Here is a 16,940-nt window from a genome sequence, read left to right on the forward strand (position 1 = left end):
CGGCAGGCCAGGCGCAATATGCGGGGCCGATAGACTGTGGGTACCGCATTTCGCCTTTGGGGGGTTCTCACGGTGTCTGAATTCGACACAGTGCTGGTGGTCGACTTCGGCGCGCAATACGCGCAGCTCATCGCCAGGCGGGTGCGCGAGTGCCACGTCTACTCCGAGATCGTTCCGTCGACGATGACTGTCGAGGAGATGATGGCCAAGAGACCTAAGGCGATCATCCTGTCCGGCGGTCCCTCCTCGGTCTACGCCGAGGGCGCACCGCCCGTCCCGCACGGGTTGTTCGAGACGGGCGTGCCGACGTTCGGCATCTGCTACGGCTTCCAGGCCATGGCACAGGCGCTCGGCGGCGAGGTGGCCCGCACGGGCGTCGCCGAATACGGCGGCACCGCGCTGGAGGTGCTCGACGAGGGCATCATCTTCGCCGGCCTGCCGGCCAGCCAGAAGGTGTGGATGTCGCACGGTGACAGCGTCGCGGCCGCGCCCGCGGGCTTCCGGGTGACCGCCTCGACGCGCGAGACCCCCGTCGCCGCCTTCGAGCACGCCGAGCGTGGCCTCTACGGCGTACAATTCCACCCCGAGGTCCTGCACTCCGAGCACGGCCAGGTGGTGCTCAAGCACTTCCTCGACGCGGCCGGTTGCCGCCCGACCTGGACGATGCTCAACATCGTCGAGGAGTCCGTCGAGACCGTACGCCGCCAGGTCGGCGACGGCCGCGCCATCTGCGCGCTGTCGGGCGGCGTGGACTCCGCGGTGGCCGCCGCGATCGTGCAGCGCGCCATCGGCGATCGCCTCACCTGCGTCTTCGTCGACCACGGCCTGCTGCGCAAGGGCGAGGCCGAGCAGGTCGAACGCGACTTCGTGGCGGCCACCGGCGTCAAGCTGCGCGTGGTGGACGCCTCCGACCGCTTCCTCAAGGCGCTGGACGGCGTCACCGACCCCGAGGAGAAGCGCAAGATCATCGGCCGCGAGTTCATCCGCGTCTTCGAGGACGAGCAGCGCGCCATCATGGCCGACGGCCCCGTGGAGTTCCTGGTCCAGGGCACGCTCTACCCCGACGTGGTCGAGTCGGGCGGCGGCACCGGCACCGCCAACATCAAGTCCCACCACAACGTCGGCGGCCTGCCGGAGGACCTTCAGTTCAAGCTGGTGGAGCCGCTGCGCGCGCTGTTCAAGGACGAGGTGCGCCGGGCGGGCGAGGAGCTCGGCCTGCCCGCCGCCATGGTCTGGCGCCAGCCGTTCCCCGGCCCCGGCCTCGGCATCCGCATCGTCGGCGAGGTGACCCGCGAGCGCCTGGCCCTGCTGCGGGAGGCCGACGCGATCGCCCGCGAGGAGCTGTCGCGGGCCGGCCTCGACCGCCAGATCTGGCAGTGCCCGGTGGTGCTGCTGGCCGACGTGCGGTCGGTGGGCGTGCAGGGGGACGGGCGCACGTACGGCCACCCGGTGGTGCTGCGGCCCGTCACGTCGGAGGACGCGATGACGGCGGACTGGGCGCGGGTGCCGTACGACGTGTTGTCGCGGATCTCGACGCGGATCACCAACGAGGTCCGGGAGATCAACCGGGTCGTGGTGGACGTGACGAGCAAGCCCCCGGGCACCATCGAATGGGAGTGATCTAGGCCACGCTCGCGCCTCTGGTTCCGGGCTGACCTTGTGGGCGCCGACGGCCGGACTCGCCATGAGGGCGATGTCCGGCCGTCGGCGTGTGTGCGTCTGTTCAGGTCGTCAGCACTCCTTGTCGCTGTTGATGCACTGGACGACCTTGTTCACGAGCTGCTCCGACATCACGACGATGGCGCCGGCGTGGTCGGTGTTCGGGCTGTTCGCCTCGCTGGCGAGGCTGTCCACGGCGAACGGGACGTTCGTGCCCTCGGGCTCGGTGTTGGGGACGTCGTCGTACGTCAGGGTCAGGCGCAGTTGCGGCACGGCCTCCGTGCCGCTCGGGCAGGCGCCGTCCTCGTCGGGGAAGGCGAGGTTCGTGCGGTGGTCGGCGCTGTCGATGTTCTCGCCGTCCCAGCAGCTCGGCATGTCGAAGACGCGGACCAGGTCGCTGCCGGAGGGGCAGATCGGGTACTTGTCGGTCAGGCGGTCGGTGAAGCCCGTACAGGTCCATGTCGGGCGGGCTTCGGCGCCGCCGTTGGTCGCGGCTCTGGCGTCGCCGGCGAGCATCCTGAGGAACTGCGGCGGCGTGGTGACCTCCGACGTCGGGTTGCCGCGGTACTCCAGCCGCACCGACGACGGCTGTACGGCCGTGCCGGCGTTGTCCCCGTCCGTCTCGGCGGCGTCCGCCCCGAGTACGCGCAAGGTCGGCCAGAAGTAGGCCGATTGGTCGGCCTGGTTGCGGCAGGTGGTGTCCGCGTCGGCCAGGCTCTCGTTGGTGGAGAGGGCGTCGGCGGACATGTTCCCGACGTACTCGTACAGGGCCTGGGCTCCGTTGCTCACGCCCGGGGCCGTGATGAGGTTGTCGTTGTTGCTGCGGTCCTCACTGCTCGTGCCGCATCGGGACAGGAACGTGCCGGTCGAGCCGGTCTCGCTCGGCTCCGGTTGTTCGGAGGCCGGAACCTGCTGGATGTCGACGAAGTCGGCGGCCGACAGCTCTGCGCCTCCCTCGTTGCTGAGGGTGCAGGTGGCCAGGTTGTCGAGGCCGGTGGGGCGTTGGGCGGTGCGGCCGATGGCGATGGCGATGCGGTCGATGGTGGCGCCTCGTTTGGAGGCGAGAGGGCCGAGGATGGCGTTTCTGACGAAGTTGGGGCCTCCTTGCCCGATTGAGGTGGCGAGTCGGTTGTTGGCCTCTTGGATCTGCTTTTCGAGCAGGGCGAGGTTGCGGTCGACCTCGCCCTGGGCGGCGGCCGGGATTGGCGGGAGCTTGTCGGCCACGCTTGGGCAGACGATGCTCTGTCCTGTGCCCGGGTCGGGTGCCGTGGTGGTGGTCGGGGCGGGAGTGGACGTCGCGCCGTCGCCGGGTGGCGCCGGCGCCGTCGTGTCGCTGAGGGTGCAGGTGGCCAGGTTGTCGAGGCCGGTGGGGCGTTCGGCGGTGCGGCCGATGGCGATGGCGATGCGGTCGATGGTGGCGCCTCGTTTGGAGGCGAGGGGGCCCAGGATGGCGTTCTGCACGAAGTTGGGGCCTCCTTGGCCGACGGAGCGGGCCAGCCGGTCGTTGGCCTCCTGGAGCTGTTTGTCCAGGAGAGCGAGGTTGCGGTCGACCTCGGCCTGGGCGGCGGCCGGGATGTCGGGAAGTTTGTCTGCGACGCCTGGGCAGACGATGGTCTGTGCTGCGACCGTGCCGGCGTGCGCGAATGCCGGGGTGGCTGACAGGGCGAGCGCGATGCTCCCGCACAAGGCCCCTAACCACGGTCTGAATCGTCTTCCCCCCGATGGAATCCGCATGCGACCCCTCCTTCCGGTGTCGGGATAGTCCGATCTTCGAGAGGTACGGGGCCGCGAACCGGAGGGTTCATCCGGCCGTGGCCGGGCTCGAATGCGTATTTGTCCACATTCGCGGATTGAACCCAGCGGATGACGCGGGGCGTACCACCCTGCGTCACCTCCGCTATAGGGGGCCTCACCCCTCGAGGCCTCTGAAAGGGTCGATCATGACGAAGCGCATCCTCACCGTTCCCGGCCTAGCGCTCGCCACCGCGCTGATCAGCGCCTCCCTCAGCCCGGTCGCCGCCCAGGCCGAGTCGAACACCCCGATGTACTTCGCGGCGAAGCTCGTGGGCGACAACGAAGTGCCCGCACCGGGCATGAAGGTCGGTGACGGCAACGGCAGTGCGATCGCGGTGATCCGCATCCACGGCCAGCGAGTCGACTACGCCATCCGATGGCACAAGGTGGCCTCGCCGACCGGCTTCCATATTCACCGAGGCCACGCCGGCCAGAACGGCGACGTCCGGATCCCGTTCTTCGGCCAGGCGCTGCCCGCCTCGCTCAGCGCTGTCAAGGGCACTGTCTACGTCAAGGACCTCGGACTGCTCAACAGGATCATGCACAACCCCCGGGGCTGGTACGCCAACCTGCACACCGGCGAGTTCCCCGGCGGCGCCGTACGCGCGCAACTGCACCGGATCCGGCCGGTGGTGCTCGAGTCCGTGCTGGCCGTCGGTAACCGGTCCACGCTCACCGCGGTGGCCGACGGTAGCCAAGAGGTGCCGGCGCCCGGCATGAAGGTGGGCGACCCCGACGGACGCGCCGCCTGGCTCGTCTGGGTGAAGGGCACCCGGGTGCACTTCGCCGCCGCCTGGAACCGCGTCGCCGCACCGACCGCCGCCCACATCCACCGCGCGCCGAAGGGCAAGAACGGCCCGGTCGCGGTGCCGTTCTTCACGGCCGAGAAAGGACTGCCCGCCGGTGTCAACGGGCTGGCCGGCACGGCCACCGCTCCCGCCCAGGTCGCTACCCGCATCAAGAACAATCCCAAGAACTGGTACGCCAACCTGCACAACGCCGAGTTCCCGGGCGGTGCGGTCCGCGGCCAGCTCTACAAGGGCGACTGGTAGTGAGTGCGGGACGTCTCGCCGGCCGGGGTCGGCGAGGCGTCCCGGCGAGGCGAGGCCAGGCGAGCTACGGTTGCTCTTTCTTGGCCGGCTCCGCTGAAGGCTCGGCTGCCTCCTTTGCCTCTGCTGTCTCCGGTGTTGCCTCCGCTGCCTCTGCTGTCTCGGGTGCTGCCTCCTGTGCCTCAACTGTCTCGGGTGCTGCTTCCGGTGTCTCTGGTGCTGGTTCGGGGCGCGGCCGCCGTACCAGCCGGACCAGGAGCACTCCCGCGCTCCTCACGAGCAACGGCACCAGCAGCACCCCAACGAAGATCGGCGAGGCCATGTACCGGAAGTCCTGCGCCGAGATGTTGGCCAGCACCGCCAGCTGCTGCCCGGCCACCACGGCCGCCACCCCCACCACGTACCGGTTACGCAGCACGACCGCCCCCAGCCCCACGGCCAGGTACGACAGGTACGCCCACGACGCCCCCCGCCACAGCGCCCAGTCGTACTCGGGCGCCAGCGAAGCCGTGAGCCAGCCGTCGGCCACCTGGTTCAGCTCGGACGACAGCGGCCGCAGCGAGTAGACCTCCCGGCCCGGGAAATCGGGCACCTTGGTCGGCCCGACGTAACTGTCAGCGGTGGGCCGGCGCGAGAACCGGTACGTCGCCCCACCCGTGTGCAACGGGTCCTGCACCGGTTTCCACGCGATCGCCCCCCGGCAGAGCCGCGCCTCGACGATCAGTCTCGGCTCGCTGACCAGCAGCCGTTTCCACAGGTCGAGCAGCTCGGTGGTGCGCGCGTCGGCCTGTTGCCAGCTGAAGTCGCCCCGCCAGATCAGCGGGTTGATCGTGTAACACGTCCCGCCCCACCACCATCGGTCCAGCGGCGCGACTGATGCCATGAGCGTCTTGTCCTGCGCGCTGAACAGGTCGGGCCGGTCCCGGTACGCCACCGCGATGTCCCCGAAGGCCGTGTGATACACGTACGTCTTCGCCGGGGCGACGATGCCGAACTGGGGGAACACCAGGTTCGTGAGCACGAGGGGCAGCGCCGCCGCGACCGTGCCGGCGAGCAGCAGGCGCACCCGCATGGTCGTGACGATCAGCACGAGCACGACGACGGCCACGCCCACGACGAGGAAGCCGTTCGCGCGGAACAAGCCCAGCGCCAGCATCAGCGCCCCGAGCCCGGCCAGCTCCGGCCAGGTGACCCTGCGGCCGGCCGCGAAGCGCGCGCACAGCCCCGCGATCGCCACCGCGCAGATCGTGAACGGCACGTCCTTCCACAACGTGACCGAGAACGCCCCCACGGGCGGCGCCAGCGGCATGAGCATGGCCACCGCAGTGGTGGCCCGGCGCGGGGCGCCGAGCGCCTTCAGCGACTGCGCCAGGAACGACAACGCCCCGGCCATGGCCGTGGTCTGCGCGAACGTGACCGCGCCCAGGTCGCCGGTGGTCCTGAAGCTCAGCCACAGCAGCGCGTCGTAGACCACGGAGTGGTCGCTCACCCAGGGGCCGACGATGGTGTGGCTGAGGTAGAGGACCGAGTCGCGGCTGAACAGGCCGGGGTAGAAGGCCGCCCACCAGCATCCGAGCACCGCCTGGATGACGAGGAAGGTCGCGAGGCCGGCCCATGGCCTGGGCTTTTCGACGGTTGTGTCGCTCCCCATGTCTCCCAGAACCGCTAGAAGTAGCTCACTCCGGACTTCGGGCCCTTGCCGCGCAGCAGCGTCGTCACCGTGACGAGGTGGTAGCCGCGCTTCTTGAGCTCCTTGAGGATGCCCGGCATGGCCTTCACGGTCGCCGGCACCGTGTCGTGCATGAGGATCACGCCGTCCCGCTTGGCCAGCCTGAGGACCGCCGCCTTGATCTTCTTGGCGTCACGCAGCTGCCAGTCGAGCGTCGTGCCCGTCCACATGATCTGCGCGAGCTCCGTCTCGTCGGCGATTCCGAGCACCCGCTCGTCCGTGTGCCCGTACGGGGGGCGGAACAGCACCGGCCGGCGCCCCGTGGCCTCCTCGATGATCTCCTGGGTGCTATCAAGCTCCGTGAGGATCTCGTCGTCGAGCAGCGTCGGCAGGGAGGCGTGGGAGTAGGTGTGGTTGCCGATCGCGTGCCCCTCAGCCACCGCCTGCGCGGCGACCTTGGGACGCTTCTCCACCTGCTTGCCCACCAGGAAGAACGTCGCCTTCGCCCCCGCCTGCTTCAGCGTCTTGAGCAGCGCGGGCGTGGTCGCTCCCGGTCCGTCGTCGAAGGTCAGCGCCAGGCACTTCACCCGGGCGCAGTCGACCTGCGCCTGAGAGGCGGGGACGGAGGTCAGGGCCAGCGAGGCCGCGAGTAAGGCGTGAATCACCACGAATCACAGCCTAGGCCAACGCCGCCCGCCCGTACTCACCCCCCGAGCCGGGCATGCAGGAACAGGCTCACGCCTTTGAGCGACTTGACCGGCAAGTACCGCTCGGCCGCCACGATCGCCGACAGGCCCGCGTTGACCATTGCCGGCATCTGACGCAGGTCGCTGCCCTGGGAACGGCGGCGGTGCCGGACCACCAGGGGCCGCAGGAGCACGTTCCAGCTCCAGATCCGCTGGACCTGGAGCCCTGCCTTTTCGACGACGCCGGTCAGGGAGTCGCGGTGGTACCTGCGGACGTGGCCAACGGCGTGGTCGTGAGCCGACCACAGCGCCATGTCGCACGGCACTGCGATCAACACGTGCCCACCCGGCGCCAGCACCCTCGCGATCTCCGCGGTGACCAGGTGGTCCTCGCGAATGTGCTCCAGCACGTCGAACGCGGTCACCAGGTCCACGCTGTCCGGTTCGAACGGCAGCTCCCGCGCGTCCGCCCACACGGCCTTGATGCCGCGTTGCCTGGCCAGCTCGATGGCGGTCGCGCTGGTGTCCGTCGCGGTCGCGTCCCAGCCCTCCTCGACCAGCACCCTGGTGTTCCCGCCGCCGGCGGCCCCGATGTCCAGCGCCCGCCCCGGGCGGCCGAGCCCGCGTAGCTCTCTGCGGAGAATGGCTCGGCGCTCGCGGTACCACCAGTGGTTGTCTTCCAGCGCGATCAGGCGGCGGATCTCTGCGGTTTCCATGTTCAGTTCCTCGTACGGGAGAAGACCCAGCGATCCAGCGCGGTGAAGCGCATCGCGATGAGCAGGAAGTACGTGCCGACGACCGCGCCCACCTCGGCCGGCCGTCCGGCGTGCGGCGGCACCGCGAGCACGGCGGCAGTGGTGAGCGCATAGTTGGCCACGAAGAGCACGGCCGCGCGCACATGCATCGTGCTGCGTCTCACCCTGCCGAACGTCCACCGGCGATTCGCCTCGGTATTGAGGATTCCGGCGAGGACCAGCGCCCCCAAATTCGCGGTCGCCGGCGGCCAGAATGCGCGCAACGGGAGATAAGTGAGCGTGTACAGGATGACGGAGAACACGCCGATAGCGGCGAATGACATGAATTTCGCCAAGGTCACCGCCCGTGGCCGGGCCACGACCGCGTCCGGGTGCCTCGGCGCCGGCTCGGACCTGGTCACCTCGACCCTCGCCCGGCCGGTCGACATCGACCAGGCGAGCCTCGCCAGCCCCTTCAGGTCGTCGATCGCGGTCCTGACCACGTGGACCCGCGAGTCCATGTCCTCGATCCAGTCGACCGGCACCTCGTGCACGCGCAGCCCGTTGTGCTCGGCCAGCAGGAGCAGCTCGGTGTCGAAGAACCAGCCGTTGTCCTCGACCTTGTCCATGAGCGGCCGCACCACGTCGGTCCTGGCCGCCTTGAAACCGCACTGGGCGTCGCTGAACCCGGCGCCGAAGCCGTACCTGAGCAGGGCGTTGTAGGCGCGCGACACCAGCTCGCGGCGCAGCGAGCGGCGGGTGCGCGCGCTGTGCGCCAGACGGGTGCCGATGGCGATCTTGGAGTGTCCGCTGGCCACCGCCGCGACCAGCGGGAACAGGGCGTCGAGGTCGGTCGACAGGTCCACGTCCATGTACGCCACGATGTCGGCCGGGCTGTCCCGCCAGGCCGTGCGCAACGCGGCGCCCCGGCCCCGTACGTCGATCCTGCGGGCGTGCACGCGCTCGAACTGGCCGGCCAGCGCGGTGGCGATCGGCCAGGTGGCGTCGGTGCTGCCGTTGTCCACGATCGTGATGCGCCACGGCAGCGGGAAGCCGTCGTCGAGGAAGGCCGCCAGCGTACGTACGCAGCCCGGCAGGGCACGCTCTTCGTTGAGCACGGGGATGACGATGTCGACGCTCGCCAGCCGGGCCGCGGTGTCGAGGACGCGGGGGGCCGGCTCCGTGGCGGCACGCGTGTCCATAGATTCCCTGATCCTTTGCCTGTGGCCGTACGTCCAGGGAAATGTTGCTGGGGCGTCCAGCGGGACGCGTACGATTTCTCCTGCCCATTCCGCGGAGCAGGGGGTGACTTTACTTTCCGGTGATTTCGTAAACCGAGAAGGACCCGTTGCGGAACCGCAGCCTGGCGAATTTCCGCAAATCAGGATTCGCCCGGGTGAAAAGCCATTTGACCCCGTATTCGCGGGCGAGGTGCCGGACGTTCTCCGCCGTCGGCGCAGCGAACACCGCGTCGTTCGCCGCCAGCCGGGCAGGGTCCACGAACGGCACCCTCAGGTAGGACGTCTCGAACAACGGGGTGCGCGACTGCGTGCTCTCGGCGTACGCCCAGCCCTCCACGAGCACCCGCCGCTCGGTGAACCCCGACACCCAGTAGTGCCTGCTGTCGCACGAGCGTCGCGGGACGGGACGGCAGTGCAGGTCGGTGGCCACCACGTCCGCGGGGGAGGAGTGGTCGCGCAACCACCTGCCGGCCTCCAGCGCGCCGTCGGGGATCAGCCTTTCGCGTTCCCCGGGCGCCGGCGTGACGTGCGCGACCACGTCGCGGACGGAGGCCGGAACCGCGTACCCCGCGAGCAACGCCACCGCTGCCAGCACGCCCCCGCACCGCCACAACACCACCGCCGCGACCGCGAGCACCAGGTACGGCACCACCACCCGCTCCAGCGCACTTCCGGCCACCTCGACCTGCGCCGCCGCCACGGCCGCGCCCGCCCCGAGCACCGTCCACCCGACGGCCCGCGCTCGCCAGGGCGTGTTCATGGTCGCGCCCCGGGCCAGCACCCCGCACACGGCCGCGATCGACAGGTAAGGCCGGACACCTTCCAGGAAGTAGAGCTGCGACTCCGCCGGATGCCCCAGCATCACGGCCGCGCCGATCCCCGCGGCCCCCATCCCGAGCAACAACGCCATCGGCGGCTCCAGCACCAGCCGCCCGAGCCCCGCCACCCCGCCCCACACACAAGCCAGGCAGAACAGATGCACGAGGGTCAGCACCGCCAATGGGACCAGGGACACCGAGGCCAGCGCGGGCGTCTCGATGCCGGCCACCGCCCCCCACAGCGCCCGCATCGTCGCGAACGGCGCGACGGCCATCCCCTGAGCCCCCCGCCCGAACACCACGAACTGGGCGATGAGCACACACACCAGCGTGACGCCCGCCGCGGCCAGCCACCTGCCCGGCGCCCGCCGCTCCACCACCCACCGCACCGCGACCACGATCAGCAACCCCGCCAGCAGCAACGGCAGGAACGTGGCCTTCGCCCCGGTCAGCGCCAGGAGCAGCACGCCCAGCGCCACCCACACTCCCCGCGACCGGCCGGCCAGCAAGATCAGCACCACAGGCGCGAACAACAACGCCCCGAACGTCTGCGTGGGACTGGCCCAGGCGGTGAACATCGACCGCGCCGTGAAGACCACGCCGTCCTGCAGGACCGGGCTGAACAGGAAGTACGTCATCCCGACCGCCGCCGCCCCGGCCCCCCAGCGTCCGCCGAGCCGCCGCCCCAGCACGGCCACCAGCACGACCATCGCCGCCGACATCGGCAGCGTCGACAGCCTGTAAACCAGCGTCACGGGCTCGATCCCGGTGACCCAGCTCGTGGCCGCCATGTCGGCGTAGACGAACCAGTGGTAGGAGAGCCGCTCGCCCAGCACGGACGGCAACGTGGGCGGCAGGTGGTGCTTGACCTCGCCGACCAGCGCCAGGTGGTAGGGCATGTCCACGTACGCGCTCGCGATCGGCACCCGGTAGAGCGACAGTGTGCTCCACGTGATCAGGTAGCCGACCACCCCCGCCAGCGCCCAGGCACACCACCCGGGCATCCGCTCCTCGGCCCGGCCCCGCCAGTGCCCTCGCAGCCCCGGCACGCACAGGAACGTGCCGAGCACGACGACCGGCGGGACCAGCACGAGCAGCGGCAACCCTGCCGCCCTGGCCGGGATGTAGGCCAGCACCTCGACCGCGTACCCGAGTGCCAAACCCGCCGCGACGTCCTCGGCCGTCGACCTCCCGCCTCCGGTCAGCGCCCGCCAGAGCAGCGTGCCCGGCAGCGCCACCCCGATCCCGACATACGCGGCGAACGCCGCGAGATCACGCGCCGATACCCCGCACCACAGGAACACGGCCACCGCGCCCGCCGCCACGACGCCCGCGGGCAACCACCCCGAGCCGAGACGGCGGCTCAACGGCCGCGCTGGTACGGCACGCGCGCTCTCAGGCGGTGCGATCGTCATGAGACCGGAAACCGCCGGCAGATCACCGGATCACCGTGACCAGCCGGGTGAATTCGACCGGCAGATCGATCCCGTCCCACACCCGATGGAAACTGAGCGCGCCGCCCACCGGCACCATCCGGTCGACTCCGCGTCCGGCCAGCGCCCTGGCCAGCTCCTCCAGCTCGGGTCGCCCGAACCCGAAGTGTGTCAACGTCTGGTCCCGCCGCTCGACCAGTCCCACCAACTCGGCGGCCGAGCCGAGCCTGGCGTGCGCGAACGTCCCGGCGCCCAGCCACCGCCTCGGTGCTCGGGCGGCGGCCGCCAGAGTCACGTTGGCCAGCGCGTTCCCGCGGAACTCCACGCTCTCCGCGGCCCCCTCGGCGGCCAGCCCGTAGGTGGCGACCCGCTTCTCCACGGCCATCGCCGCGTCGACGGCCCACCCGCGCGCCATGACGACCCGCGACACGTGGTCGAGGAAGTCGGCCCGCGCCGCGTCGCAGTCGCCCTGCGCCCCCACCCAGAACACGGTCCGCGGCGACGAGCAGGCCGCCTGGTCGAACCAGTAGGCGTCGTTGACGAACCCCTCCGCCGCGGTCACCCGAGCGGCCCGCGGCGCACACAACCACGCCGCCGCCCGTATCACGGCGAACGAGGACCGATCGGGGAAGGTCAGATCACGGGCGTGCGGCGGCAGCGGGTGCCGCCGGACGTCGTGCACGGTACGGTCGCCACCCCACACCACCCGCAGGTCGCATGCAGCGGAGAGGGTGGCGGTGACCTCCACGGCCGAGCGATCGTAGGAGACGATCCGCTGCGTCTCGCCGACGACGGGGTCGGCCTGCGCCAGCGCCTCGTGCAACGTCTCCACGATCACCTCGGCGACCGCGCCGGAGCGCGGCGAAAGACGGACGACGTTGCGGTTGCCCATCAGGGCCGACAAGGCCCAGGAGTAGACGAAGACGGTGTCCACATTCGCGGGCGGGATGTGGAAGATCAGGCCGCGTGGTACGCGTACGTGCTCGCCGGCCATGCTCTCGAGCGTGCGGGCCAGCTCGCTGGGCCGCAGAAAGAACCCGAGCGACCCGAGCTCCGGATGCCGGCGCGCCAGAGCCGGCCGCAACAGCCGCCTCCCGAACGCCGCCAGGAACTCCCGAACCCGCTCGTCCCCGACCTCCAGCCCTCCCCGCACCTGCGAGAGCAGCATTTCCACGGGTACGCGCTCCTCCCGCGGGAACCGCACCCACACCACCGCATCACCCGCGGCGGCCGCACCGCCGTCCACCCCCGATAGCGTCGGCGTCGAATCCTCCAGCATCAGCCCTGCCCCATGGTGTCGCTGCAACCACGCGCCTCCGCCCGGGGCAACCTCCCGAGCACCTCGAACCGTTTCCCCGGCCAGGCCCCGTCGTCGACGCCCCGCACCACGCCGAGATCCTCGGTGAGCAGCACATGACCCGGATAAGACGTCGGCAAGGTGCTGACGACCTCGATCAACCCCGGCACGCCATTCGGCGCCTCCTGCCAGGTCTCCGGATCACGGATCACGACATCGGCGAAGTCAGGACAGTAGAGCCCATCCCCGTCGGGCCCCTCCAGAAAGATCGTCCCGATCTGCTCGACCATCCCGTAGAAGTTGTGCACCCTGGTCAGCCCGCACTCCGCGGCCAGCCGCCGCCGGAACTCGGCGTTGTCCACGGCCTGCTCGGCCAGCCGCTTCCACCCGCCGGAGTGGATCAGCACCCCCTGCGACAGATCCGCCCCCAGGTCCCGCAGCCAGAGCCATACCATGAACGTGAACCCGAAGATCAGAAACCGCCGGCTTCCGTGCCGCGCCAGGAAGTCCTTGACCGCCTCCGCGTCCACCCGCCCCTGCTCGTCCAGCACGAACGTGTGGTCCCTGCCGAAGTTCATCATCCCGAGCACGCCGGCCCCGCGGGCACTCAGCGTGGGATCGCGTACCACGGAACGGCTGTCCACGATCAGCATCGGCAGTCGCCGCTCACCCAGCACCACCCTGAGCGTGGCCGCCAGCATGCGCGTCTGCGCCGCTGCCGCCTCCCGGTCGAGGTGAATCCGGCTCGGCCGCTGCCCGGTCGTCCCGCTGGAGGTGAGCACCCTGAACACCTGCTCCTGCGGCACGCTGCGCAACTCATGCGTCTTGAACAGCCGCACCGGCAACCACGGCAGGTCCGCCAGCCGCTCGTAGGGTGGTGCCGCACCGGTCGCGTCGAGAATCCGGCGGTAGGGCAGGCAGGCTTCCCTGTGCCGCTCTGTCAGGGCGGCCAGCTCGGGCACCAGCACCGCTTCCCGCTCGCCCTCATCCATCGTGAAAACGCTCACCCAACGCCCCCTCCCCGTGTGCCCGCACCCACCCGGTGCCCATCGACCTGCCGCAGTCGCTGCCCATCCGGTGTGCATCCACCCACCACAGCCCGCCGCACGCTGGTCATGCGCGGGATTCCAGGGCGCGGTAGTCGATCTTGCCGGTGGCGAGCAGGGGCAGACGGTCGATGCCGCGCACGTCGAACCCGCTCCAATGCACCCGCAACTCGGCGCCCAGCCGCCGCGCCAGCCGCGCGCACCCGGCCGCGTCGAGCCCTTCGGCCCACACCGTCACCCGGTCGTCCCCGCTGGTGGCCGCCACCGGTCCGGAGTCGCGCAGGAGGCGCTCGATGTCGTCGAGGTTGACCCGCACACCGAAGATCTTGGCGATCCGCTTGAGCCGCCCGGTGATGGAGAGGAAACCCTCGGAGTCCAGCCACCCCAGGTCGCCGGTGCGCAGCGCACCACCCAGATCGTCCCCTCGGGCCAGGTCCGCGGCCGTCTCCGCGTAACCCATCATGACGTTGGGACCGTGGTAGACGACCTCGCCATCCTCGATCTCCAGCCGTCCCCCGGGAACGGCCACCCCCACCGAGCCTGGTTTCTCGGCGAGCCGGTCCGGCGGAAGGACGGCGATGCGGGCGGTGGCCTCCGTCTGTCCGTACATGACGAAGAACCGGTCCGCCTGCTTCGAGAACTCCGCGATCAGCTCAGGGCTGAGCCGCCCGCCCGCCTGGGTGAGTGTGGTGACCGTCGGGTGCTCGGACCGGTCGTAGCGGAGCCGGCGCAGCATCTCGTATTGGTAGGGAACGGCGGCCAGCGACGTGCACCGGTGCGCGTCGAGGTGCGTCCAGAACGACCGCTCCAGCAGCCCGGCCTCGGTCAGCATCACGGACGCGCCCGCCACCAGGTGGCTGTTGAGCACCGACAGGCCATAGCTGTAGTGCAGCGGCAGGCTCGTCGGGGCGATCTCCCCGGGCGTGATGGACAGCGCCGTGGCGATGGCCTGGGCGTTGGCCAGGACGGCGGTGCGTGACAGGCGTACGAGCTTGGGGTTGCCGGTGGAGCCCGAAGTGGCGAGGAGGACGGCGAGGTCGGGATGCGGATCGGGGACGTCGCGCCGCGCCGGCGGCGAGCCGTCGGGCGCGTGCGCGAATCCGAGCAGCACGGCAGGCCGGAACCGCCGCGCCAGGTCGGCCAGCGTCCCGGCCGGGAGGTTGGGGTCCAGGAGCGCTATGGGCCGGCCGCAACGCCAGGCCGCCAGGTAGCGCAGCACGGACGCGAGGTTGTTGCGCATGCCGCAGAACAGCGGGCCCGGCCGCAACTGGGAGAGAGCAACGGCCGTCCGTGTGATGCGGTTGATCAGCTCATCGCCGCCGATGCCCACGGCCTCCCCGGCGATCACGAGCCGCGCGTCCGGGTGCGGGAGCACGGCGGCGCCGAGCCCGTCCTGCGGTCGCGCGGCGGTCATGGCGTCAGCCCGCCGTCAACGCCGATGACCTGCCCGGTGATGAAACCCGCGGCGGGCGAGAGCAGGAACGTGACGGCGCCGGCCACGTCGTCCGGGGTGCCGAGGCGGCCGAGCGGGGTCGCCGCGATCGTCGCCTCTCGGGCGTCGGCGTCGAGCGTGGAGAGCATGTCCGTCTGGATGTAGCCGGGAGCGACGGCATTGACCCTGATCCCGGCGGGCCCCAGCTCCTTGGCCGCGGCCAGGGTGAGGCCGATGATCGCCGCCTTGGTCGCGGAGTAGACCGCCTGCCCCCGGCCGCCCGCGCGGCCCATGATCGAGGAGACCAGGACCACGGCGGGACGTGTGCCCCGGCGCAGCAGCCTGAGCGAGGCCTGCAGGGTGTGCGTCGCACCCATCGCGTTGACCTCGAACAACCGGTTGATCGTGTCGTGGCGGACCATGCCGAGTGGGCCCGCGGCGTGGATGCCGGCGTTGATCACTAGGGCGTCGAGCCGGCCGTGATGCTGGTAGATCTGGCGCATCATGGCCGAGACGAGCGAGGGGTTCGCCACGTCGGCGTGGACAGGGAAGGCCGGCCCGCCGGTCTCCGCCGCCACCTCGGCGGCGGCCTTTGACGTGCGCTCCTCGTCGCGCCCGTGCACCACGACGGCGTATCCGGCCGCGGCCAGCCGCACCGCGATCGTCCGCCCGATGCCCGCCGTGGACCCGGTGACGAGCACGACAGGAGGCTCGGAATAGGGCTCCTCCTGCTCCGTTCGCGTGGCGGCCGGACGCCCGGACGGAAGCGGCCCCGACGGCGTAGCGATGCGGGGGCTGGACGGTGGCGGCCCCGACGGTGTGGCGGTGCGGGGGTCAGATGGCGGCGGCGCCGATGCCATGCTTCTCCAGCAGCTCGGCCGCCTTCGCGAACGAGCTCATGTCGATCATTTCGTCGGTGTCGATCATGACGGAGAACTCGTCCTCCATCGCGGCGATCAACGCCATGTGGGCCAGTGAGTCCCACTGTGGGATGGCGCGGTATTCGAGACCGTCGACGTCGGTGTCGGCGGGAAGGTTGAGCGCCCTACGGAAGACGGCCCGCAGGCGATCGAGATGACTCATGATCACTCACTCTCTGTCCTCAAGCCACGACGTAGTGTAGCGGCATTTTCCGGCGCGGAGAAACCAAGCCCCCGCCTCGAGTAATGGAACTGTATAACGGCGCGTGAGGCGCCTCGAGCGCTGGGAATGTCGCATGGGGCGCGCCAACCGCTACGGGAGGAATGATGGACGAATCCAATCACTGGTACGGGCACTCCCGAATACTCGGAAGATACTGCGGCCTACCGGACGAGGTGCCAAAACGGATCCAAGGTTTCCTTCAGCACGGATGGAACTATCTCCATGGATTTCCCCCGAACGACCACTGGTGCAGTCCCGGATACCCCCGCTTCATCTGGTCCGACGTGCTGCGACGCCGGGGCTGGTCGATGGGGCGAAGGGGGCACTATCTCATCGGAGCCCCGTGGATTTACCTCCTTTACCTAGAGCCTGAGCTGGGCGTTACGCCGAAGCGTGAGGGTACGATCTGGTATCCCTTTCACGGTTGGGAGAAGTCTTCCGTCAAGGGCGACCACGCCCGGCTGGCCGACGAAATCCGAAATGTCGAGACTGGTCCGGTCACGGTCTGCCTTTATTGGTTGGAATTCGCGAACCCGGACATTCGGCAAGCGTACGAATCGAGGGGGTTTCGTGTCATCTGCCATGGCGAGCGCGGATCCCGCTGGGAGGGCAAGGGGCGCGATTTCCTGCGCAAGCAACTGGTCCAGCTGCGGCGCCACCGCAGGGTGGCCTCCAACCGGCTCGGCAGCGCGCTGTTCTACGGCGCCTCGGTGGGGTGCGAGGTGGCCGTGTACGGGGACCCGATGCAGTTCGAGGACGAGCGCCCCGAGTACGGCGGCACGGCGCGCCGCATGCGGCTCTGGCCCGAGCTGCACGGCACGCACGTCGATCCGGAGCTGGCGGCCGAGGTGGCGCGGCGCGAGCTGGGATTCGAGTATCAGGCGACACCGGAGGAACTACGGCGAATGTTCGGATGGAAGCGGGTGCGCTGCTCATGAG

The 16,940-nt window shown here is 70.2% G+C and carries 14 protein-coding genes; 3 read left to right on the forward strand and 11 right to left on the reverse strand.

Going from position 1 to position 16,940, the window contains the following annotated elements:
- Positions 1–72: 72 nt before the first annotated feature.
- Complete coding sequence (gene guaA, locus EDD27_RS49520; protein WP_127939661.1) at positions 73–1,620, forward strand: glutamine-hydrolyzing GMP synthase; 1,548 nt, start codon at positions 73–75, stop codon at positions 1,618–1,620.
- A 111-nt stretch (positions 1,621–1,731) separates the two neighbouring features.
- Here the strand turns inward: guaA and EDD27_RS49525 are convergent, their stop codons facing one another.
- On the reverse strand, positions 1,732–3,345 hold the full coding sequence (locus EDD27_RS49525) for a DUF1996 domain-containing protein (RefSeq protein ID WP_127939662.1): 1,614 nt from the start codon (positions 3,343–3,345) through the stop codon (positions 1,732–1,734).
- A 254-nt stretch (positions 3,346–3,599) separates the two neighbouring features.
- On the opposite strand from EDD27_RS49525, the gene EDD27_RS49530 reads away from it, so the two are divergent.
- Positions 3,600–4,505, forward strand: a complete 906-nt coding sequence (locus EDD27_RS49530) for a CHRD domain-containing protein (RefSeq protein WP_164904140.1) — start codon at positions 3,600–3,602, stop codon at positions 4,503–4,505.
- A gap of 64 nt (positions 4,506–4,569) precedes the next feature.
- Here the strand turns inward: EDD27_RS49530 and EDD27_RS49535 are convergent, their stop codons facing one another.
- The 10 genes from EDD27_RS49535 to EDD27_RS49580 all read right to left on the reverse strand — a co-directional run bounded on the left by EDD27_RS49535 (position 4,570) and on the right by EDD27_RS49580 (position 15,941).
- Positions 4,570–6,153: a hypothetical protein gene (locus EDD27_RS49535; protein ID WP_127939664.1), complete on the reverse strand. Its 1,584-nt coding sequence runs from the start codon at positions 6,151–6,153 to the stop codon at positions 4,570–4,572.
- 14 nt (positions 6,154–6,167) lie between these two features.
- Positions 6,168–6,839, reverse strand: a complete 672-nt coding sequence (locus EDD27_RS49540) for a polysaccharide deacetylase family protein (RefSeq protein ID WP_127939665.1) — start codon at positions 6,837–6,839, stop codon at positions 6,168–6,170.
- A gap of 35 nt (positions 6,840–6,874) precedes the next feature.
- Entirely contained in the window at positions 6,875–7,573 is a 699-nt protein-coding gene (locus EDD27_RS49545; RefSeq protein WP_127939666.1) for a class I SAM-dependent methyltransferase, read from the reverse strand.
- A gap of 2 nt (positions 7,574–7,575) precedes the next feature.
- On the reverse strand, positions 7,576–8,793 hold the full coding sequence (locus tag EDD27_RS49550) for a glycosyltransferase (protein ID WP_127939667.1): 1,218 nt from the start codon (positions 8,791–8,793) through the stop codon (positions 7,576–7,578).
- 109 nt (positions 8,794–8,902) lie between these two features.
- Positions 8,903–11,017: a hypothetical protein gene (locus tag EDD27_RS49555; RefSeq protein WP_127939668.1), complete on the reverse strand. Its 2,115-nt coding sequence runs from the start codon at positions 11,015–11,017 to the stop codon at positions 8,903–8,905.
- Positions 11,018–11,087: 70 nt separating this feature from the next.
- Entirely contained in the window at positions 11,088–12,362 is a 1,275-nt protein-coding gene (locus EDD27_RS49560; RefSeq protein ID WP_206642008.1) for an acyl-CoA reductase, read from the reverse strand.
- Entirely contained in the window at positions 12,362–13,387 is a 1,026-nt protein-coding gene (locus EDD27_RS49565) for a LuxE/PaaK family acyltransferase (RefSeq protein ID WP_164904141.1), read from the reverse strand. The genes EDD27_RS49560 and EDD27_RS49565 overlap by 1 nt, the downstream gene beginning before the upstream one ends.
- Before the next feature lie 106 nt (positions 13,388–13,493).
- Positions 13,494–14,840: an AMP-binding protein gene (locus EDD27_RS49570; RefSeq protein ID WP_127939669.1), complete on the reverse strand. Its 1,347-nt coding sequence runs from the start codon at positions 14,838–14,840 to the stop codon at positions 13,494–13,496.
- Positions 14,837–15,559 carry an SDR family NAD(P)-dependent oxidoreductase gene (locus tag EDD27_RS49575; RefSeq protein WP_206642009.1) on the reverse strand — a complete coding sequence of 241 codons (723 nt, stop codon included), beginning with the start codon at positions 15,557–15,559 and terminating at the stop codon, positions 14,837–14,839. Before EDD27_RS49575 ends, EDD27_RS49570 begins: the two co-directional genes overlap by 4 nt.
- Positions 15,560–15,692: 133 nt before the next feature.
- Positions 15,693–15,941 (reverse strand): acyl carrier protein, encoded by a 249-nt coding sequence (locus EDD27_RS49580; protein WP_127939671.1) that lies wholly within the window; start codon positions 15,939–15,941, stop codon positions 15,693–15,695.
- Positions 15,942–16,519: 578 nt separating this feature from the next.
- On the opposite strand from EDD27_RS49580, the gene EDD27_RS57505 reads away from it, so the two are divergent.
- Positions 16,520–16,939 carry a hypothetical protein gene (locus EDD27_RS57505; RefSeq protein WP_241564655.1) on the forward strand — a complete coding sequence of 140 codons (420 nt, stop codon included), beginning with the start codon at positions 16,520–16,522 and terminating at the stop codon, positions 16,937–16,939.
- Position 16,940: the final 1 nt, after the last annotated feature.

It is taken from the genome of Nonomuraea polychroma, from assembly GCF_004011505.1.
Taxonomy (GTDB): domain Bacteria; phylum Actinomycetota; class Actinomycetes; order Streptosporangiales; family Streptosporangiaceae; genus Nonomuraea; species Nonomuraea polychroma.